Here is a 17,968-nt window from a genome sequence, read left to right as displayed (position 1 = left end):
ACCGGAAGGAAGGGCGAGCCCCGTGGACCTCGACCTGCGCAAGCTGCGGTACTTCGTGGCCGTGGCCGAGGAACTGCACTACGGGAGGGCGGCCGAACGGCTGCACATCGCGCAGCCCGTGCTGTCCCGGCAGATCCGGAGCCTGGAGGACGAACTGGGCACCGAGGTCTTCGACCGGAGCCGGCGCGGCACCCGGCTCACCCCCGCGGGACGGCAGCTCCTGGAGGACGCCGTCCCGCTGCTCGCCTCCGCCGAGGCCCTGCTCCGGCGCGTCACCACGGCGGCACGCGACACCCCGACCCTCACCGTCGGCTTCATGCCCGGCATCACCGTCACCCCGGCCATGACCGCCTTCGCCGAACGGCATCCCGGAGTCGACGTCCGTCTGCTGCGCACCAGTTGGGCCAGCCAGGTGGAGGTGCTGCGCGACGGCCGCGCGGACATCGGGGTGGTCCGGCTGCCCGTCGACCGGCAGGGCCTCGAGGTACGGCCGCTCTTCCAGGAGCCCCGCGTCGTCGTGCTGCCGCTGGGGCACCCCCTGGCCGGCCGGGCCTCGCTCTCCGTCGCCGACCTGGCCGCCGAGCACCTGCTCCAGGACCCCGACGCCGTTCCCGAATGGCGTGACATCGCCCTGGAACTGCGCGACGGGCACCGCACGGAGGTGCCGGTGATCCTCCAGGTCGAGGAGAAGCTGGAACTGGTGGCGTCCGGCGCCGGCATCTGCGTACTGCCGCTGTCCACCGCGACCTTCTACACCCGGTCCGACGTGGTGCCCGTGCCGGTGCGGGACATCGGCCCCAGCGAGGTGGCGCTGGCCTGGCCGGCCACCCGCCGATCCCCTCTCGTGCACGCCTTCGCCGAGGCCGCGACGAAGATGATGGGCGAGCCCCACGGTGACGCCTGAGGGACAGCCCTTAGGGGGGTAAATGAGTCAGGAAGGGCCCGCCGCCGGCTCCCGCACGGCCTCCTCGCGGCCCTCCGGCGCGGCGGCCTGCAGCGCCGCCTGTACCCGGCGGTTGGTGGTCATGGACGCCGTGACGGCCGTCATCGACAACAGAAGGGCACCGGCGGCGTATATCGGGGTCCGCACGTCGTACGCGGTGGCCAGCCAGCCGCCGAGGACGGCCCCGAACGGGGCCGCGCACATGGCCAGCATGCGGGAGGTCGACGCGACCCGGCCCATCAGGTGGGCCGGGACGATCGCCTGGCGCAGGGAAGGCCCGAGCACCATCGTGGCGCCCATGCCTGCGCCGCAGACGGCGAGCGCAAGCCCGGCCACGTATGCGCTCGGGGCGGCGGCCAGCCCCAGGATGGCAAGCCCCTCGACCGCGGCCGTGGAGGTCAGTGCCGTGCCGGTGCCGAGCCGATGGCCGAGGAAGGAGGCGATGCCCGCCCCGAGCAGACCGCCGGTGGCCTCCGCCGTGAGGAGCAGTCCGAAACCGTAGGTGTCGATGCCGAGGCGCTCGTGCGCGAAGAGGGCGAGGACGGTCTCCACCGCGAGGAAGGCGATGTTCCCGACCGCCGGGCGCAGTGCGAGCCCCAGCAGCAGACGGTCCCGGAAGACGTACGAGGCGCCCGCCCGCGCCTGCTGGAGCAGCGACTCGCGGACGTCCGGAGCGGGCCGGGGCACGGCGGGCAGCGAACGGACCAGCAGGGCGGAGACCAGGAACGACACCGCGTCGGCGAGCAGCGGGAACGCCCGCCCGAACGTGAGCAGAACACTGCCCGCGGGCGGCCCGGCGAATCCGGACATGGCGGTCTGGGCTCCGCGCAGACGGGAGTTGGCGCGCTCCAGGAGCGCGGGGTCGCGGCGCAGGAGGTCCGGCAGATAGGCGGTGGCGGCCGTGTCGAAGAAGAGGCCGCCGAGTCCGAGCAGGAACGCGACGGCCGCGAGCAGGGGGATGTTCAACAGGTCCAGCACGGCCGCCGCCGCGGCTGCCCCGAGCAGCACCGCACGTGCCGCGTCCGTGACCCCCATCGTGCGTCGTCGGTCCCAGCGGTCCACGAGCGCACCGCCGAGCACCCCGAAGAGCAGCCACGGCAGCGTCCCCGCGGCCGTGACGACGGCCAGCGCCATCGGGTCCCGGGTGAGCGTCAGCGCGAGCAGCGGAAGCGCGGCGTGCGTGACGCCGTCACCGAGCGAGGAGGTCGTCTGTGCGGCCCACAGCCGCCCGAACCCAGTCGTCAACTTCCGTGTTGTGTCCCTCACTCAGCGTCCCCCTCCGTCTGCCGGACCGGCGCCGGCCGGAACAGCGCGAAGGCGAGCGTGACGTCCGGCAGCGCGGGATCGGACAGCTCCCGGTACTCGTCCGCCAGCACCTGCAGGCGCGCCCCCAGCTCCGCGAACTGCTCGTCGGTGAGCCGCAGATGCGCCATCCGTACATGCCGCTCGGCGTCCGGCGACGACGCCTCCAGATCCGCCACAGCGTGCCGCATCAGCACGTCCGGCGCGCCCTCACCCGGATCCGGCAGCACGATCGCCCGCGCGGCCATGGCGTAGTACCGCTCGGTGACGCCCCGGACCTTCCGGGTCCGCACCACCTTCACCAGTCCGGCGCGCTCCAGCAGCCGCACGTGGTAGCTGGAGCTTCCCTTCGCGAGGCCCACCCGCTCGGCGATCTGCGTGATCGTCGCCGGCTCGAAGCGGAGCACGCCCATGATCCGGTGCCGTGTGAGGTTGGAGACCGCGCGCAGCTGCTCGTCCGTGGTGACGTGGAAAGTCTCGGGGGTGTCGTCGGTAGGCATGCGAGCAATGGTCAACGTTTCTTGACCATTGAGCAAGGTGATTTTCCCGCCGACTGATTCCCGCCACGGGATCCTCGCCGAGGCGCGGCGCCGCCGAGCGGCCGAGCGGCGGGCCTTCCGTCATGCTGGGGACGTCGGCACCTCCCAGGCGACAAGGAGCGGACATGGCCACGGACACGGTCGGACGATTCCTCGCGGCCCTGGACCCGGAGCACCGCCAAGCGGTCGGCGACAGGTCGCGTCAGGAGCAGGAGCGCCTCGCGGCGGCATGGGAGCGGGAGCTCGAGTTCGACGACGAGCTCGACACCCTGGACGAACTCTCCCCGCCCGCGGCGGAGGCGGAGGCGGCACATCGCGTGCTGCAGCGCGAGGACCAGTAGGCGCTCGTACGCCTCGTAGGACGGCGCCGAGCCGCACGCGAAGTGGGGTGGCGTGCGGCTCGGCTGCTCGGGGTCCCGCCGGTCAGGGCTGGAGCGGCAGGGAACGGCAGTTGGAAGTGGCCGGGGTGCCGGAGAGGCGGTCGGTCAGCCAGTCGATGGCGTCGCCCTGGTCGAGGAGCAGGGGTGCCACGTGGTTGGTGAGCAGTCCGTCGCCGAGGTTGGGCAGCCGTATGGGCTTGTAGGTGATGTCGGCGCCCTTCGCGCACCAGTCGACGGCGAGCCTGCGTGCCTGGCCGTGCGGGACGATGTCGTCCTTCACGCCGGTGGCCAGGCGCACCGGGGCGGTCGGCGTGCGACGGCCGATGCGCTGGTCGTCGAGGACCTTCTGCAGCAGGGGCTCGGCCTTCACGACATCGTCGAGGGACTTGCCGTCGGTCGTCCACGAGGTGCTCTTGCGGAAGCCGTAGCCGAGGATGGCGTCCCCGACACAGGCCGTGGACAGGTCGGCCAGTGCCTTGCGGCCCGCGGAGTTGAGGTGCGCCTCGGCGATGGCGCGCAGTTCGGGCGTGTTCTGCAGGAAGCCGTTGATCGACCAGCCGAGGGCTCCGGCCAGCGCGCTGCCGTCGATGCCCTTGGTCACGGCGACGAGGTCGGCGGGCGGTGCGCCCGAGTATGCCCCGGCCAGGACGACGTCGGGGGCGTACGTGGGCTGGAGTTCGGCGGCCGAGGCGCTGGCGCCGCCTCCCTGGCTGTAGCCGTACAGGCCGACGGGGGAGTCCGCCGCGACGGAGGACTGGGACAGGGCGCGGGCCGCGCGCACGGCGTCGAGCAGGGCATGGCCGCCCTCGACGCGGTTGACGTAGGTGTGCACCCGGTCGGTGGCGCCGAGCCCGACGTAGTCGGTGACGACGACGGCGACGCCGGTGGCGAGCAGCCGGTGGACCGCGATGTCCTCGTAACCCACCGACATGGTCTGCCCGTTGAAGGTGATCGGCTTCTCGAGGCCGAGGGACGCGGCGCACTGGTCGCCCTGCCCCATGGTGCCGGGTGCCAGGGCGACGACGGGACGCGGGCCGCCGCCCTTCCAGCGGGCCGAGGGCTCGATGTAGGCGCCGGTGACCGCCACGGGCCGGCCGTTGGCATCGGTCGACTTGTACATCAGGCGGGTGGCGGTGCCGGGCAGTCGGCGGCCGTCGAGCCCGGGGAGGCTGAGGGCCAGGCGCAGCGGTTCGGTACGGACGAGCGCTCCGTCGGCGGCGGGAAGCGTGGCGGGCGGCTGGTAGAAGGCCGGGATGGTGACGCCGCGCGAGACGACGGGGCCCGGTTCCGTGGCCGCCGCCGGTACGGCCTGGGCGCCCAGGCAGGCGGCGACGGCCAAGGCGCACAAAAGGCTTCGGGCTCCGGGTGTGTGACGGCCGGGGGCGGATCTGACCGTGGCCTCGGGGGCGTGGCGGGGTGCGGCGTGCGTCATGCGGCTCACTCCTTGCATCGTCGAAAGGCGCGTGGCCTAGGCCCGGGGGCGCGTGGGGAGAACGACGAGAGAACCGGCTCGCGCGGTGAGGGACTTACTCGCGAGTCAGCTACTGGAGAGTAGGAGCGCGTGTCACTCAGTGACAAGACGTCTGCATGTGTCAGTTGGGGAGCGCCACTATGCTGCGGTGATCGGTGACGCAGTGAGATGGGGCGGTGACAGTGGGCGAGGCATCCGGAACCGTGGCCGCGATGAGCCAACCGGCGGTCACGCAACCGCTGGCCGAACGACGCAGAGCCGCCCTGCGACTGGAGATCGCCCGAGCCGCCGTGGGCCTGTTCGCCACCCGGGGGGTCACCGGAACGACCGGTGAGCAGATAGCCCAGTGCGTGGGTGTCTCGGCCCGCACCCTGTGGCGTCATTTCCCGACCAAGGAGAGCTGCGTACGCCCGCTGCTGACCGCCGGGCTCGACGCCGCCACGGCCCAGCTACGCCACTGGCCGCCCCGGGTACGGCTGCTGGACTACCTCACCGACTCCTGCCGGCGGGGCACCCTTCCCACCGTCGACCCGGCCGTCCTGGACCTCATCCGGATGACCGTCGACGAACCGGCGCTGCGGGCCGTCTGGTTGCAGGCCCACGACGACGCCCTCCCCGTCATCGCCGGACTCCTCGCCGCCCGGGCCGGCACCGGCGCCGACCGGCTCCAGGTCAAGGTGCACGCCAGCATGGTCAACGGGGCCCTGCGGATCGCGGCGGAGGACTACGCGGCGCGGTGCGCGAACGGCGGCGAGGCGTCGGCGGAGGCCCTCGCCGCCTGCCTGCACGCGGCCCTCCGCGCGGTCACCGAAGGACTGCCCTACTGAACCCGGCGCACCGGATGTGAAAAAGGCCGCCAGATCGCATGGTTCCGGCCTGAACGGAACCGGCCCCCCGACCGTATTCTTACCCGATCGGGGGCGGGGTCCGGCCGGACCTCCCGGTCATCATCGGTGTGGGCACACGGTCGCGCGGAAGGCGGCCACGGGGGAACGAGGACGACGATGACGGCGGCGACCAACGAGATCAGAACCGGCACTCTTCCACCGGTGGCCGCGGCCCGCCGCGCGATGTGGGCGTTCGTCCTCGCCAACGTGGTGATCGTCGAGTCGCTGTTCATCGCCTCCGGCTCCGGCAAGAACGACACGCTCACCGTCGCCAAGTTCTTCGGACTGCACGCGGCCCTGCTGATGTTCCTCCAACTGCTGCTGGTGGCCCGTCTGCCCTGGCTGGACCGCAGGATCGGAATGGACCGGCTCACGGTGTGGCACCGCTGGGTCGGCTTCACCCTGCTGTGGACCGTCCTCACCCACGCCACGCTCGTCGTCCTCGGCTACGCCACGCTCGACGACACGACCATGGCCAAGACGTTCGTCGCGCTCAGCGGCGTCCCGGCGTCCCTGCTCGGCATGCTCGCCGCCGCCGTCCTCGTCGTCATCGCCGCGGTCTCCACCCGGCCGCTGCGCCGGCGTCTGCCGTACGAGGTCTGGCACGGGCTGCACCTCACCCTCTACATCGCCCTCGGCCTCGCCTTCGTCCACCAGTTGCAGGAGACGACGACCTTCACCTCCTCGTCGTTCGCCACCGCCTACTGGTGGATCATGTGGCTGTCCGCCTTCGGCGCGCTGCTGACCGGGCGCCTCGTCCTGCCGCTGTGGCGCAACGCCTACCACCGGTTCACCGTGTCGGCCGTCGTGCCCGAGTCGGACCACGTGGTCTCCGTGTACGTCACCGGCCGGCACCTCGACAAACTCCCCGCCCGCGCCGGGCAGTTCTGCATCTGGCGGTTCCCCGGACACCACCACTGGTGGCTCGCCAACCCCTTCTCGCTCTCCGCCGCGCCCGACGGACGCGGACTGCGCCTGACCGCCAAGGCGGTCGGCAGCGCCAGCGCCGGACTGCGTCACCTCCCCGTCGGCAGCCGCGCCTTCGTCGAGGGCCCCTACGGCGCCTTCACCGCACTGCACCGCACCCGGCCCGGCGCCCTGCTCATCGCGGGCGGCGTCGGCATCACCCCGGTCCGGGCCATGCTGGAGGAACAGACCACCGGCGACGTCGTCGTCCTGTACCGCGTCCGCAGCGAGGCCGACGCCGTCCTGCTGGACGAGGTGCGCGGGCTGGTGGAGCGGCACGGCGGACGGCTGCACCTGCTCACCGGCCGCACCGGCGAGGCCGGGGCACCGCCGTTCGCGGCGGACAGCCTGCACCGGCTGGTGCCCGACGTCACCGAACGCGACGTGTACGTCTGCGGCCCGCCGGCCATGACGGCCGCCGTCCTCTCCGGCCTGCGGGACCTGCGAGTCCCCGCCCACCAGGTGCACGCCGAGAAGTTCGGCCTGGCCTGACCGGCGATCGTGGGCAGGGCGGGGCCTGTCCGGCCGGGGCGCCGGACAGGCCCCGCCCCGTGCTCAGCAGCCGCCGCAGTTGTAGAAGGTGACGTCCCAGTGGTTGCCCTCGTCGGCGTACACGTTGCCGGCACCGGAACGCCACTGGGGGGCTCCGTCACCGCGCACACCGATGTAGGTGAAGGCGTTCTTCACGTAGCTGGTGACGCATGTGTTCTTGCCGAAGTCCAGCTTGTAGCCGTTCCAGTGCGAGTACGTCCCGGAGGCGTGACCGGTCTCGGTGCCGCCGGTGATGTTCAGCGCGCAGCCACTGGCGCCCTTGAGGGTCTGGGCGCCCTGCGCGGTGGCGAGGTTGAGCTGCTCGAACGACGTACACGTCGAGACGTTGCGGTCGGAGCAACCGCCCGACGAGGACCAGGTGATGCCGACCTGGCGGAACATCGAGGTGGCGGTCGAGTGACTGATCTTGCTCACGGCCGACGCCTCACCCGCGGTGCCGAGGACGGCGACACCGGGGGCGACGACGAGAGCGAGTGCGGTGAGCGCCGACCGGAGCTTCGGCGAGGGAGCGACCTTCATGTGTCAGAGCCTTCCTGCTGGGGCCGTAATTCCTGTGGGGGCGGGGCGGCGGTGCAGGTGGTGCGGTGACGATGGTGCCCCTGTCTACGCGCGTTGGCCAGAGGACAAAAGGGGCCGGTGAGGAAGAGGGGGCGTCGCTTCGGTCGGGCGAGCCAGGGGTCCCGGTCCGGCGAGCCAGTGCTTCCGGTCAGGCGAGCCAGTAGTACGGCAGACGCAGGAGTTCGGCGACGCGGGCGGCGACGGCCTCGGCGTGCGGGGGGATGCCCTCGTCGGCGATGCCACGCGTCAGATGCAGATGGAGCGACTGCAGGGTGGCGAAGGTGTTGAAGGCCCACACCGGGACGGGGCCGGGCCCACCGCCCTCCAGCGCCTCGGCCACGACGCCCAGCCAGCCGGTGGCCTCCTCGGACGTCAGCCCGGGCCCCTGGAGCACGCGCACGAGCGCCCGGGCCAGCCGGGCGTCCTCCAACTGCGTGTATTGGTAGCCGGTCTGAGGCGCCGTCACTCGCCGAGCGCACAGTTCGAGCAGGTCCGCACGGCGATGGGGGAGGACCTTGGCGAACGCCGCGACGGCGTCGGCGCCGTGCGCGACGGCGTGCAGCCAGCCCAGGGCGTCGTCCCAGCCACGGGTGTCCCGCTCGTCCGGGTACCAGGCGCGGAAGGAGGCGTACCAGCGCTCCGCCGCCTGCTGCGAGACGAGACCGGGGACATCGGCCGCACGCGTGAGAACCGAGCAGATGATCAACGGCGCGAAGCTGCGGGCCTGTGTCTCGGGACGGGTGAACCGTCCGGCAGCCGAGTCCCCGAGGTCCTCCAGAACGGCGTCGAGACGTCCCTCCCCGATCCAGCGGGCGGCCGCGGTGTAGGCCGCGTCGTCACGGACCCCGGGGTCGGGCGAGACCAGCGCCGCCGCCAGCTCGTCGACGAGCCGTGCGGCAGGTATGCGGTCGGGGAACGGGAACCCGTCGGCCGCGAGGGACGGCCAGTCGATGAGGGCAGCAGTCATGGGCGGCAGGTTTTCACACGGCAAGGTCGCCGCAGGGGCCCGGGTTCGCCTGCTCCGGGCCCGGCAATTGGCAGGCGGCAGACCCTGATCATCCATGAGCATGTCCGCATGGACACTCATTACGCAGGCATCGCCGAACTGGACGAAGTCCCCTCCGTGGCGGTCGTGGTCGACGTCATGCGCGCCTTCACGGTGGCCGCGTGGGCGTTCGGGCGGGGAGCGGAGCGGATCGTGCTCGCCGAGTCGCTGGACGAGGCCCTGGCTCTCAAGGCGCGCCACCCGGACTGGGTGGCGATCAAGGACGGGCCGCCCGCGCCGGGCTTCGACACGGTCAACTCGCCGGGCCTGCTGCGGTCGATGGACCTGCGGGGGCGAACGGTCGTGCAGAAGACGACGGCCGGAACGGTGGGCGCCCTCGCGGTCAAGGGCGCGTCGCTGGTGCTCTGCGCCGGCTTCGTGGTGGCGGAGGCCACGGCACGGCTTCTGCGATCGCGTGCTCCCGAGGCGGTCAGGTTCGTGGTCACCGGGGAGGAGGGGCGGGCCGAGGAGGACCTCGCCTGCGCGCAGTACATCGCCCTGCGGACGTTCGAGGGCGCCGGGTCCGCTGAGGAGGGCGCGCAGGCCGCCCCGTTCCTTCGCCGGGCCGCCGAGTCACGCGCGGCCGAGGAGCTGACGACGGGTGTACGCGGGGGCGTCCACCCTGACGACGTCGCCCTCTGCCTGGAGCTGGACCGGTTCCCCTTCGCCATGGTGGCGAGCTGGGACGCGGGGGTGATGACCCTGCGTGCGTGTGCGACGCCCGCGGGGTGACGGAGGGCCTGCGATCAGGAGCCCGTCCTGCCCCCTGGTCCCAGGCGTGTGACCCTGAATACAAAAATTGATGCCAGATGCTGTGTTCATTTTTCAGAGTCTGCGTACCATGGAATGCATGGACGCCATGTCACTCCCCGCGAACCGGTACTGCTCGATCGCTCGCACGCTCGCCGTCCTGGGGCAGAAGTGGAACCTTCTGCTGCTGCGCGAGGCCTTTCTCGGGCGCACCCGTTTCGCGGACTTCCAGCGCATCGGCATCCCGAACGCGACCCTCGGCCAGCGGCTGAACGATCTTGTGGCCGCCGGGCTCATGGAGCGTGTGACCTATCAGGAAGAGGGTGAGCGCAGCCGTGAGGAGTACGTCCTCACGGAGGCCGGTCGCGATGTGCTGCCGGTGCTGGCCGCCCTCAGTGCCTGGGGGGACCGGCACCGTCCACAGGAGACGGGCCAGGGCGTCGTCTACGCGGCCGACGGGGAGCGGCCCGTACACCTCGAATTCCGTGACGAGCGAGGAGAGCCGGTCGACCGGGACGCCGTCACGATCATCAGGGGCCCGGCGTACTACGCCGCCCTCGCCGCCGCCGCCGACCGGTCGTCCGGCCGGGCCACCGGCGCCGGCCCTGTCAGTTAGGAACCACCATGTCCAGCAGCAGCCCCCTCGCCTACGACGTCTTCGTCGCCGACCCGATCCCGCAGAACGTCACGGACCTGGTCCCCAACGGGGACCGGAGGATGTTCTCGCCCCTGTCCGTCACCCTCGTCCACGGGGAGCGGGACGCCGTCCTGGTCGACCCTCCGCTGACCACGGAGCAGGCCGAGGCGGTCGGGGACTGGGTCGAGTCCACCGGCAAGAACCTGACGCACATCTTCGCCACCCATGGTCACGGCGACCACTGGTTCACGGCGGGCGTTCTGGCGGAACGTTTCGGCGCCCAAGTCGTCGCCTCCGAGGGCACGATCAAGGAGATGCACCGCAACGTCGCCATCCGCCCGCAGTTCTGGGACAGGCTGTTCCCCGGGCAGATCCCGGACGCACCCGTCACCGCCGTCACCGTGCCGGGCAACCGGTTCACCCTCGAGGGCCACGACCTGGTCATCGTGGAGGTGGGCCACAGCGACACCGACGAGACCAGCGTCCTGCACGTCCCCGACCTCGACCTCGTCGTCGCGGGTGACGTCGTCTACAACGGCGTGCACCAGTACCTCGTCGAGTCCGGCAACGGCGGCCGTGACGCCTGGCGCAAGGCGATCGACGTCGTCGAGGGTCTGCGGCCCCGCCGGATCGTCACCGGGCACAAGAACAAGGCGCTGGACGACGACGCCACCCGCGCCATCGCCGAGACCAGGCTCTACCTCGACACCGCCGACGAACTCCTCGGGCAGCACGACGACGCGCTCGGCTTCTTCAACGCCATGCTGGAACGCTTCCCCGACCGTCTGAACCCTGGCGCGCTGTGGGGCGGAGCCGTCGCGCTGTACGCGTAGCCGCCGGCCCACCCTGCCGTGCCGGCGGGCCAGTTGGCTGTGTAGCCTCGCCTCCCACATCACAGGGGAGGGATCATGCGAGGCGGAACGGCCGGTACGGCCGCAGCGGGAAGACGGGCCGGAGGGGCCAGAGCGGTCACCACCGTGGCGAGTGCGGCGGCGCTGACGCTGCTGTGCACGACGGGGGCGCACGCCGAGGGCCGCGGGGACGTACGCGTCACCAAGACCGTCGTGAACAGTGGCAACAACGTCATCATCGGCACGTCGGCACGGGTCACGTACCCGATCGCCATCACGATCCGGGACAACTCCGGAGCCAAGGGCCTGAGTCACGTCAGCGTCTTCAGCAAGTCCAAGGGCTGGGGTTTCAGCGACTGGACGGGCACCCGGTGCGAGAAGAAAAGCGCCACCACGTCGGTGTGCACGGCCACCATGACGGTCGCGCCGGGGTGGCTGCCGGACAGCGTTCCCGGCGACATCAACACCATCGCCGGGGTCTGGCAGGTCAACGCCACCGTCAAGGCCAACGACGGTGACTACTGGATCTCCGACGACATCGCCGAGTTCAAGATGAAGCGGGCGTCCAAGCTCACCACCGACGCGGCACCCGAGCCGGTGGCGAAGGGTGCCTCCCTCACGATCACGGGCAAGCTGTCCCGTGCGAACTGGGAGGACCTGAAGTACCACGGCTACACCGGGCAGACGGTGAAGCTCCAGTACAGGAAGGCCGGAACCGCCCACTACAGCACCGTCAGGACGGTGAAGACGGACAGCTCCGGCAAGCTCAGCACCAAGGTCACCGCCACCTCGGCGGGCAGCTGGCGGTGGTTCTTCCCCGGCACGACCACCACGGCGCGGGTCGTCTCGACGGGCGACGCCGTGCAGCTGAAGTAGTCCCGATCTGCCGGCCGGCGCCTCCCGCAACGCAGCGGGGGGCGCCGGCGAGACGGCCTGCCCGGGGACGCGGGGTCGATCGCCGTTGGCGAGTTCGCGAGCGAAGCGGCGGACGGCGTCCGTGAAGGCGTCCGGGGCCTCGAAGTTCGCGAGATGCCGCGCGCGGGGGATCAGCTCGATCCGGGCCCGCGGATGCGCACGGGTCGATCCGGGCCCGCGGATGCGCCCGGGCGAAATCGGCCTCGCCGGCCCGAAAAGCGACGCGCACACGAGTGCACCCGGCCGTGGGAGGCCGGGTGCACTCAGGCGGGTCGGGTCGCAGCGTGGATGGGGGACTTCAGCTCACGGGCCGCCCCGATGGTCAGCGGTTGTGGTGGGACCAGCCGTGGTGCTGCATGCCGCCGCCGTGGTGCTTGTAGTCGGCGTGACGGTGCTTGCCTCCGTGGCGGAGGTGGCCCCACGACTCGCTGTCGATGCGGCGCCCGTGATCGTTGCGGAGGGTGGCCGTGTCCGAACGGTTGTCCCAGACGTAGTGACGCAGGTCCTGGAAGAGGTCGGTGCGGGTGTCGCGGCCGATGCCCGTGTGGACCCGGACGGTGGCCCGGCCCGCGAGGCGGACGTGGTCGAACGTGTAGGTCTCGCCGTCCCGGTTCCGCAGGGTCCAGCCGTCGAGGTTGACGGTGCGGCGGGTGGTGTTGGTGATCTCCACCCACTCGCGGTTCAGGGAGCGGTTGGAGTAGTTGTCACGGCCGGGCGAGTCGTACTGGACCGCACTGATCTCCACCTGTCCCCGCTGGTGGCGGGAGTGGTCGGCGGCGGAGGCCGGCAGCGTGATCGCCGAGACGAGCGCGCCGGTGGCGATCGAGGCCGCGGCGACGCGGCGCACGGTGATGTAGGCGGGGGTGCGGGTGGAGCTGGACAAAGGGTTCTCCCTGGTGGTGCGGACACCGTCCCCCGGGAGGCCTGGATGGCTGCCCGGGAGGTGGTGCGGTGTGCGATGGCGACCGGTTGGCCGCGGACGCCATTTGTCCACGCCGTGGGGGAAGAATCGGCGACGGCATGCCCGTTGTTACCGTTTGTGGATATTTCCATGACTCTCGACTGCAATGCTCATCTATGAGCGCTTGTGTGACGCAAGTGCGGTGAGGGAGACGGAAACCCTTGCGGGAACCGGGTGGGGATGTATCGGGACGAACGGGGGCGTCGGCGGGCGGCGTGATCTTCACCCGAAAGTGAGTAACAAATCGCCGGGCGCCGAGGCATGGGCCGGCGGGCCCGCGTGACCGGCCGTTGTCGGTGGCGGCTGCGAGGCTGGTGCCATGAACGGCGATGAGCAACTGCTGCGGGGCCGGGTGTACGGCCACGACCACGACGACCCCCACCCGTGCCCCCTGCCGCACCGCACCTACGCGGCGCTGATAGGCGGGCCGTTGGACGGCTTGCTGCTGGACATCACCGGATGGCGCGCCGACGAGCTCGACGGGGGTGTGGCCCTGCCGACGGAGCTCGGCCGGTTCCCGGGCGGCCGCGCGCTGTACGACGTACGTCCGGGGGAGACCCGAGGGCCGGGCCCCGGCGTGGCCTGCCGCCTCCACCACTCCGGAGACACGCCGTGACGCCGACCCCAGGATGTCGCTGGGAAGGGGGTCGATCGGCGTCCTGGATAGGGTGACGCCATGGTGCAGAGCAGCGCGGAGGACGTCGACGGCTACCTGGCCGAGGTGCCCGAGGGGCGCAGGGACGCCCTGGCCCGACTGCGGGAACTGTGCCGGGCGGAGCTCACGGGGTACGACGAGGTGATGGCGTACGGCATGCCCACCTATGTGCGGGACGGCGCCCCCGAGATCGCCTTCGCGAGCCAGAAGCAGTACGTGTCCTTCTACCTCATGCGCAGCGACGTCCGTGAAGCGTTCGAGGAACGGCTGAGCACGCAGGACATGGGCAAGGGGTGCCTGCGGTTCCGCAAGCCGGGAGACAGCGACTTCGATCTGGTGCGGGACCTGCTGAGGGCGGTGGCCGCTACCCCGGGCAAGAGCGGCTGAATCGCGTGACGCCGCCCCGTACCTCGAACGGTGGAAACGGCGGAGCGGGGGAACGGCTGTCCGGCCCGGCCCGTTCCACCGGCATGGAGACGAAGAAGCGGGCGGGATATGAGGGCACCGGACCCGGTGCGATCACCCCGGACGGCTGCGCGGTCGAGCTGTACACGCGCCTGCCGGTCGGAGCGGAACCGGACATCGTGGCCGCGGCCGTGCCCCCGGGTGCGCACATCCTGGAGCTGGGATGCGGTGTGGGGCGCGTGACCCGTCCGCTCCTTGAGCGGGGCTTCGCGGTGACGGCGGTCGACGAGTCCCAGGAGATGCTGGACCACGTGCGCGGGGCACGCACGATATGCAGCCCGATCGAGGACCTCGATCTGGGCGAGACGTTCGACGTGGTGATGCTCGGATCGTTCCTCGTCCACGCGGCGGACGTCGAGATACGGCGGGGGCTGCTGCGCGCCTGCGTCCGCCACCTGACGCCGGGCGGCCGCGTGCTGATCCAGAGAGAGGGCGAGGGCTGGCACGCGAACCTGCCCCGGGTGCGGGTCGACCCTGCTGGCTTCACCGTGCGGGTGGTGTCGGCGGAGCCGACGGGTGACGGGGCGAACTCCGTCTTCGTGGAGTACGAGTTCCCGGACGCCACCTGGACCCAGACGTTCCTCTCCCGACCGCTGACGAAGGAGCAGTTCGAGGACGCCCTCGCGGAGGCGGGCCTGACGGTCGAGAGGTACCTGACGGAGGACGGCACATGGGCGCGGGCACGCCTCGCGGCTTAGGTCGTGTCCGATGGCCGGGACCAGCCGCAGCAACTCCGACTGTGCTTCCGGATCAGCGGCGGTGAGAGCCTGGACGAAGTCGAGGCCGCTGAGGGAGTTGGGCGCGGGCATGCCCCCTCATCCGCCGCACGGCTACAGGACTCGTGTTCGCACGGATCCCGTCGGGCACCCCTTCTGCATCAGCAGGCGCTGACAGGCGGAAAGGGGGCCCGACCGGGACGCGTTTCACCAAGGCACCGGTGTGCCGTCCCAGGAGAAGAAGCCGCCGGTGGGGCCGTCGGCCGGGAGCAGGGCCAGGTGGACGGCGCCCTGGGCGGCCTCGGCCGGGTCGCCTCCCGTCGCCGCCCTGGCGTTGAGATCGGTGGCCCGGAGGCCGGGGGCGAGCGCGTTGACCTTGAAGCCGTCCTCCGCCAGCGTCTGCGCGTAGAGGACGGTCAACGCGTTGAGGGCGGCCTTCGAGGAGCGGTACGCGGCGCCGGCCCCGCTGCCCGGAGTGAACTGGGGGTTCGGACCGGTGCTCCACGTCAGTGACGCGGTCCCGCTGGAGACGTTCACGATCCGTGGGTGCGGGGACCGGCGCAGGGCGGGCAGGAAGGCGTTGGTCACCGTCACCACGCCGTACACGTTGGTCTCGTAGGTGCGCCGGAACTCCTCGGCGCCGGTCTCGGTGGGCGGGGCGAGCGACGGTGAGATGCCGGCGTTGTTGACCAGGGCGTCCAGGCGGTCGATCCGGGAGGCGGCCCGTTCGACGGTGCCGGGGTCCGTCACGTCCAGGACCAGCAGCCGGGCGGCGCCGCCGATCTCCTCGACGGCCCGACGCCCGCGTTCCGGGTCGCGGGAGCCGACGTACACCGTGAAGCCCTCGGCCGCGAGGAGCCGGGCGATGTGCTTGCCGATGCCCTTGTTGGCACCGGTGACCAGAGCTGTGCGATCGTTCATGACGATGACGCTCCCCTGGCGAGGGCGCCCCTGCCAGGGACAGGTTGTACCAGGCACGCCGCTGGAGGTGGCATGGCGCGGCAGGAACTGGCCCGCTTCCTGCGGGTCCGCCGGTCCGGACTGCTCCCGCACCAGGTCGGACTGCCCACGACAGGTGGTGCCCGCCGCACGCCGGGTCTGCGGCGCGAGGAGATGGCCGAGCTCGCCCACCTGTCCGTCGACTACTACACACGGCTCGAGCAGGCCCGGGGGCCACGTCCGTCGCCCCGGATCCTGGACGGGCTGGCCCGGGCCCTGCGCCTGACACCGGCCGAGCGCAGCCATCTGTTCCGGCTGGCCGGGTCGGACACGCCGCCCGCCCGCCACGCCGTACGGCAGGTGCGCCCGCACGTGGCCCGGATGCTGGAGCGGCTGCCGCTGACCGCGGCCGTCGTCACCGACGCGGCGTACGGCGTCGTCGCCTGGAACCCGCTGGCTCAGGCGCTGCTCGGCGGTGACCCCGGCCGACGGCCGGTCAACCTGGCCCGGCGCCGGTTCCTGGGGGAGGGGGCTGCGTACACGGACTCGGGTGCCGAGGAGTTCGGGCACATCGTCGTGGCGCGGCTGCGCCGGGCCGCCGACCGGTACCCGGACGACCCCGGGCTGGCGGGTCTGCTCGCCGAACTGCACGCCGGCAGCGAGGAGTTCCGGCACATCTGGCAGACACGCCCGGTGCACGCCCCCGGCCACCGCACGAAGACCTTCGAGCACCCCCAGGCCGGCCGGCTCCGGCTGAACTGCGACGTTCTGCTCGTGCCCGAGGACGACCAGGAGGTCGTCCTGATCACCGCCGATCCCGGGTCGCCCACCACACGCGCGCTGCGGCGGCTGGCCGGGCGGGCCATCTGAGGCGCGCCACACGCCATACGCCGAAGGTCACAGGCCACTGGTGACGCCCGTGGCGGCCGGCGCCGAGTCGATTGACCGATATCGACATCTCGGTGTCGATAACTCGATGATGTGCAGCCGCGCGGCAGGGCGGCAGTGGCCGCAGCCCTCCAGGCCCGTCGCGAGCAGTCGGCGCGCCTCGTCCCGGCTCACGGCCCGGCGCCGCTGTCCCGCCATGTGGCAGTCACCGGCATGGACCTGGACGGGGGACCGGTCGGCGCCGATGCCGAGCTCGACGATCCACTCCGGTGGCCGGGGGCGGCGTCGCCGGCCGCTCTCCTCCTCGGCCTGCCGCCGCTGCAAGGCCGCGATCTTGGCGTCGATGCGCTGGACCCACAGGGCGTGCCAGATGCGGAGGGTGCGCAGTCGGTCCAGGTCGGGCGGCAGGTCGTCGAACACATTTTTGATTCTATGCGCAAGATCCACGGCGTGCGCCCTCGCGTGTTCGATTTTTTGTTCGATACCGTGAAGGGGTGAGTGCGGGAGGTGGGACCATGACGACGGACGGACCGGCGCGCAAGATCTCGACGGTGATGCACGTGCGGTGCCCGGACCGGCTGGGGGAGGAGACCTACCGGCGGGTGCTGGAGGAACTGTCCGAGCTGTCCCCGGTGGTACAGGCCCTGCCGCCCTCCGCGGCCCTGGTCGAACTGAGGGGCGCCCTGCGCTACCACGGCACCGACACCCGGCGCCTGGGCGAGGTCCTGCGGGTGCGCACCCTCTCCCGGCTGGGCGTCGACGTCCGCGTCGGCATCGGGCCGTCGATCGCGGTCGCGGCCACCGCCTCCGCCCAGGTCCCCGCGCCGGGCGGAGTCCTGGCCGTCCATCCCGACGAGGTCGCCGCCTGGCTCGGCGCGCTGCCGGTCGACGCCCTGCACGGCATCGGCCCGAGGCAGGCGGAGGCCCTGCGGGCGTACGGCATCCACAGCGTCGGCCTGCTCGCCGCCGTCCCGCCCGCCACCGTGCAGCGCCTGCTCGGGGGCCGCGCGGGCCGGACGGCGGTCGACCGGGCGCACGGCGTCGACCCGCGACCCGTCGTCCCGCGCGGGCTGCCCCCTACGGCGTCCGTCCGGCACACCTTCGACCGGCACGCCCTGGACGGCGCGGCGGTCCGCGCCGTCCTCCTCGACCTGGTCGTCCGGCTGGGCCTCCTCCTGCGCCGCAGGGGCCAGGCCCCCCGCGCGCTCACCCTGAAACTGACGTTCGCCGGAGGAGGCGCCTGGGAGAGGACCCGCCGCCTCCCGGAGGTGTCCGCACACGACGACGATCTGCGGACGGCGGCCTACCAGCTCATGGACGCCGCCGGCCTCCAGCGCGGCCGCCTCACCGGCCTGACCCTCAGGGGCACGGATCTCGTCGACGCCGACCAGGTGGCCGAGCAGATCAGCCTGGACGAGGCCCGCGAGGCGCGGCTGGTCGCGGAGGACGCCGTCGACCGTGTCCGGGACAAGTTCGGCCCCGGCATCATCGGACCGGCCGCGGTCTTCCGGCGCGCCTCCTGACGTGGCCGGGCGTGTCCGCCGTGCG

21 protein-coding genes and 1 pseudogene are annotated in these 17,968 nt (G+C 72.0%); 13 read left to right on the top strand and 9 right to left on the bottom strand.

Annotated features, from left to right (window positions below; all coding sequences use genetic code 11):
* Window positions 1-22: 22 nt before the first annotated feature.
* The gene (locus ADL34_RS10875; RefSeq protein ID WP_062672440.1) at window positions 23-904 is read left to right on the top strand and encodes a LysR family transcriptional regulator; all 882 of its coding nucleotides are present in this window, start codon (window positions 23-25) and stop codon (window positions 902-904) included.
* A gap of 27 nt (window positions 905-931) precedes the next feature.
* Here the strand turns inward: ADL34_RS10875 and ADL34_RS10870 are convergent, their stop codons facing one another.
* Together ADL34_RS10870 and ADL34_RS10865 are read right to left on the bottom strand one after the other, a co-directional pair.
* Window positions 932-2,188: an MFS transporter gene (locus ADL34_RS10870; protein WP_062672441.1), complete on the bottom strand. Its 1,257-nt coding sequence runs from the start codon at window positions 2,186-2,188 to the stop codon at window positions 932-934.
* Between the two features lie 17 nt (window positions 2,189-2,205).
* Window positions 2,206-2,745, bottom strand: coding sequence for an ArsR/SmtB family transcription factor (locus ADL34_RS10865; protein WP_062672442.1), 540 nt, complete (start codon window positions 2,743-2,745; stop codon window positions 2,206-2,208).
* A gap of 164 nt (window positions 2,746-2,909) precedes the next feature.
* Between ADL34_RS10865 and ADL34_RS10860 the strand changes: the two genes are divergently transcribed.
* The gene (locus tag ADL34_RS10860; protein ID WP_062672443.1) at window positions 2,910-3,125 is read left to right on the top strand and encodes a hypothetical protein; all 216 of its coding nucleotides are present in this window, start codon (window positions 2,910-2,912) and stop codon (window positions 3,123-3,125) included.
* 82 nt (window positions 3,126-3,207) lie between these two features.
* On the opposite strand, the gene ADL34_RS10855 is transcribed toward ADL34_RS10860, so the two are convergent.
* Window positions 3,208-4,596 carry a lipase family protein gene (locus ADL34_RS10855; RefSeq protein WP_079034384.1) on the bottom strand — a complete coding sequence of 463 codons (1,389 nt, stop codon included), beginning with the start codon at window positions 4,594-4,596 and terminating at the stop codon, window positions 3,208-3,210.
* 251 nt (window positions 4,597-4,847) lie between these two features.
* Here ADL34_RS10855 and ADL34_RS10850 point away from each other — a divergent pair, with 251 nt between their 5' ends.
* A complete protein-coding gene (locus ADL34_RS10850; RefSeq protein ID WP_062672445.1) occupies window positions 4,848-5,462 on the top strand; it encodes a TetR/AcrR family transcriptional regulator in 615 nt (204 codons plus the stop codon).
* A 177-nt stretch (window positions 5,463-5,639) separates the two neighbouring features.
* Window positions 5,640-6,980 (top strand): ferric reductase-like transmembrane domain-containing protein, encoded by a 1,341-nt coding sequence (locus tag ADL34_RS10845; RefSeq protein ID WP_062672447.1) that lies wholly within the window; start codon window positions 5,640-5,642, stop codon window positions 6,978-6,980.
* 63 nt (window positions 6,981-7,043) lie between these two features.
* On the opposite strand, the gene ADL34_RS10840 is transcribed toward ADL34_RS10845, so the two are convergent.
* Together ADL34_RS10840 and ADL34_RS10835 are read right to left on the bottom strand one after the other, a co-directional pair.
* Entirely contained in the window at window positions 7,044-7,559 is a 516-nt protein-coding gene (locus ADL34_RS10840; RefSeq protein ID WP_062672448.1) for a hypothetical protein, read from the bottom strand.
* Window positions 7,560-7,746: 187 nt separating this feature from the next.
* Window positions 7,747-8,565 (bottom strand): DUF2785 domain-containing protein, encoded by an 819-nt coding sequence (locus ADL34_RS10835; protein ID WP_062672450.1) that lies wholly within the window; start codon window positions 8,563-8,565, stop codon window positions 7,747-7,749.
* Between the two features lie 108 nt (window positions 8,566-8,673).
* On the opposite strand from ADL34_RS10835, the gene ADL34_RS10830 reads away from it, so the two are divergent.
* From ADL34_RS10830 to ADL34_RS10815, 4 genes are all read left to right on the top strand, one after another.
* The gene (locus ADL34_RS10830; RefSeq protein ID WP_062672452.1) at window positions 8,674-9,375 is read left to right on the top strand and encodes a 2-phosphosulfolactate phosphatase; all 702 of its coding nucleotides are present in this window, start codon (window positions 8,674-8,676) and stop codon (window positions 9,373-9,375) included.
* Window positions 9,376-9,493: 118 nt separating this feature from the next.
* Window positions 9,494-10,009, top strand: coding sequence for a winged helix-turn-helix transcriptional regulator (locus ADL34_RS10825; RefSeq protein WP_063892283.1), 516 nt, complete (start codon window positions 9,494-9,496; stop codon window positions 10,007-10,009).
* An 8-nt stretch (window positions 10,010-10,017) separates the two neighbouring features.
* The gene (locus ADL34_RS10820; RefSeq protein WP_062672453.1) at window positions 10,018-10,863 is read left to right on the top strand and encodes an MBL fold metallo-hydrolase; all 846 of its coding nucleotides are present in this window, start codon (window positions 10,018-10,020) and stop codon (window positions 10,861-10,863) included.
* A gap of 75 nt (window positions 10,864-10,938) precedes the next feature.
* Window positions 10,939-11,757, top strand: coding sequence for a hypothetical protein (locus tag ADL34_RS10815; protein WP_234374988.1), 819 nt, complete (start codon window positions 10,939-10,941; stop codon window positions 11,755-11,757).
* 84 nt (window positions 11,758-11,841) lie between these two features.
* Here the strand turns inward: ADL34_RS10815 and ADL34_RS36635 are convergent.
* Window positions 11,842-11,958: pseudogene (locus ADL34_RS36635) on the bottom strand (alpha/beta fold hydrolase); the annotation flags it as partial.
* Window positions 11,959-12,118: 160 nt separating this feature from the next.
* Window positions 12,119-12,679: a lamin tail domain-containing protein gene (locus ADL34_RS10810; protein WP_062672455.1), complete on the bottom strand. Its 561-nt coding sequence runs from the start codon at window positions 12,677-12,679 to the stop codon at window positions 12,119-12,121.
* 397 nt (window positions 12,680-13,076) lie between these two features.
* On the opposite strand from ADL34_RS10810, the gene ADL34_RS10805 reads away from it, so the two are divergent.
* The 3 genes from ADL34_RS10805 to ADL34_RS10795 all read left to right on the top strand — a co-directional run bounded on the left by ADL34_RS10805 (window position 13,077) and on the right by ADL34_RS10795 (window position 14,575).
* Complete coding sequence (locus ADL34_RS10805; protein ID WP_062672456.1) at window positions 13,077-13,373, top strand: hypothetical protein; 297 nt, start codon at window positions 13,077-13,079, stop codon at window positions 13,371-13,373.
* A 60-nt stretch (window positions 13,374-13,433) separates the two neighbouring features.
* Entirely contained in the window at window positions 13,434-13,799 is a 366-nt protein-coding gene (locus ADL34_RS10800) for an iron chaperone (RefSeq protein ID WP_062672457.1), read from the top strand.
* An 83-nt stretch (window positions 13,800-13,882) separates the two neighbouring features.
* A complete protein-coding gene (locus ADL34_RS10795; RefSeq protein WP_062672460.1) occupies window positions 13,883-14,575 on the top strand; it encodes a class I SAM-dependent methyltransferase in 693 nt (230 codons plus the stop codon).
* Between the two features lie 225 nt (window positions 14,576-14,800).
* On the opposite strand, the gene ADL34_RS10790 is transcribed toward ADL34_RS10795, so the two are convergent.
* A complete protein-coding gene (locus ADL34_RS10790; RefSeq protein ID WP_062672461.1) occupies window positions 14,801-15,514 on the bottom strand; it encodes an SDR family oxidoreductase in 714 nt (237 codons plus the stop codon).
* A gap of 72 nt (window positions 15,515-15,586) precedes the next feature.
* Between ADL34_RS10790 and ADL34_RS10785 the strand changes: the two genes are divergently transcribed.
* Complete coding sequence (locus ADL34_RS10785) at window positions 15,587-16,402, top strand: helix-turn-helix transcriptional regulator (RefSeq protein ID WP_062672463.1); 816 nt, start codon at window positions 15,587-15,589, stop codon at window positions 16,400-16,402.
* A 27-nt stretch (window positions 16,403-16,429) separates the two neighbouring features.
* Here ADL34_RS10785 and ADL34_RS10780 read toward each other — a convergent pair whose 3' ends face one another.
* Complete coding sequence (locus tag ADL34_RS10780; protein WP_234374987.1) at window positions 16,430-16,840, bottom strand: DUF6233 domain-containing protein; 411 nt, start codon at window positions 16,838-16,840, stop codon at window positions 16,430-16,432.
* A 95-nt stretch (window positions 16,841-16,935) separates the two neighbouring features.
* On the opposite strand from ADL34_RS10780, the gene ADL34_RS10775 reads away from it, so the two are divergent.
* The gene (locus ADL34_RS10775) at window positions 16,936-17,943 is read left to right on the top strand and encodes a DNA polymerase Y family protein (RefSeq protein WP_062672465.1); all 1,008 of its coding nucleotides are present in this window, start codon (window positions 16,936-16,938) and stop codon (window positions 17,941-17,943) included.
* Window positions 17,944-17,968 lie beyond the last annotated feature (25 nt).

It is taken from the genome of Streptomyces sp. NRRL WC-3605 (assembly GCF_001509795.1).
Taxonomy (GTDB): Bacteria; Actinomycetota; Actinomycetes; order Streptomycetales; family Streptomycetaceae; genus Streptomyces; species Streptomyces viridochromogenes.
The sequence above is the reverse complement of the archived record's forward strand: the minus strand, read 5'-3'. Positions and strand labels throughout refer to the sequence as shown.

Excerpts from the sequence above, each read along its gene's own strand:
- ADL34_RS10865 (WP_062672442.1), bottom strand. The coding sequence starts at position 2,745 with ATGCCTACCGACGACACCCCCGAGACTTTCCACGTCACCACGGACGAG.
- ADL34_RS10860 (WP_062672443.1), top strand. The coding sequence starts at position 2,910 with ATGGCCACGGACACGGTCGGACGATTCCTCGCGGCCCTGGACCCGGAG.
- ADL34_RS10855 (WP_079034384.1), bottom strand. The coding sequence starts at position 4,596 with ATGACGCACGCCGCACCCCGCCACGCCCCCGAGGCCACGGTCAGATCC.
- ADL34_RS10850 (WP_062672445.1), top strand. The coding sequence starts at position 4,848 with ATGAGCCAACCGGCGGTCACGCAACCGCTGGCCGAACGACGCAGAGCC.
- ADL34_RS10845 (WP_062672447.1), top strand. The coding sequence starts at position 5,640 with ATGACGGCGGCGACCAACGAGATCAGAACCGGCACTCTTCCACCGGTG.
- ADL34_RS10840 (WP_062672448.1), bottom strand. The coding sequence starts at position 7,559 with ATGAAGGTCGCTCCCTCGCCGAAGCTCCGGTCGGCGCTCACCGCACTC.
- ADL34_RS10835 (WP_062672450.1), bottom strand. The coding sequence starts at position 8,565 with ATGACTGCTGCCCTCATCGACTGGCCGTCCCTCGCGGCCGACGGGTTC.
- ADL34_RS10830 (WP_062672452.1), top strand. The coding sequence starts at position 8,674 with ATGGACACTCATTACGCAGGCATCGCCGAACTGGACGAAGTCCCCTCC.
- ADL34_RS10825 (WP_063892283.1), top strand. The coding sequence starts at position 9,494 with ATGGACGCCATGTCACTCCCCGCGAACCGGTACTGCTCGATCGCTCGC.
- ADL34_RS10820 (WP_062672453.1), top strand. The coding sequence starts at position 10,018 with ATGTCCAGCAGCAGCCCCCTCGCCTACGACGTCTTCGTCGCCGACCCG.
- ADL34_RS10815 (WP_234374988.1), top strand. The coding sequence starts at position 10,939 with ATGCGAGGCGGAACGGCCGGTACGGCCGCAGCGGGAAGACGGGCCGGA.
- ADL34_RS10805 (WP_062672456.1), top strand. The coding sequence starts at position 13,077 with ATGAACGGCGATGAGCAACTGCTGCGGGGCCGGGTGTACGGCCACGAC.
- ADL34_RS10800 (WP_062672457.1), top strand. The coding sequence starts at position 13,434 with ATGGTGCAGAGCAGCGCGGAGGACGTCGACGGCTACCTGGCCGAGGTG.
- ADL34_RS10795 (WP_062672460.1), top strand. The coding sequence starts at position 13,883 with ATGGAGACGAAGAAGCGGGCGGGATATGAGGGCACCGGACCCGGTGCG.
- ADL34_RS10790 (WP_062672461.1), bottom strand. The coding sequence starts at position 15,514 with ATGAACGATCGCACAGCTCTGGTCACCGGTGCCAACAAGGGCATCGGC.
- ADL34_RS10785 (WP_062672463.1), top strand. The coding sequence starts at position 15,587 with ATGGCGCGGCAGGAACTGGCCCGCTTCCTGCGGGTCCGCCGGTCCGGA.
- ADL34_RS10775 (WP_062672465.1), top strand. The coding sequence starts at position 16,936 with ATGACGACGGACGGACCGGCGCGCAAGATCTCGACGGTGATGCACGTG.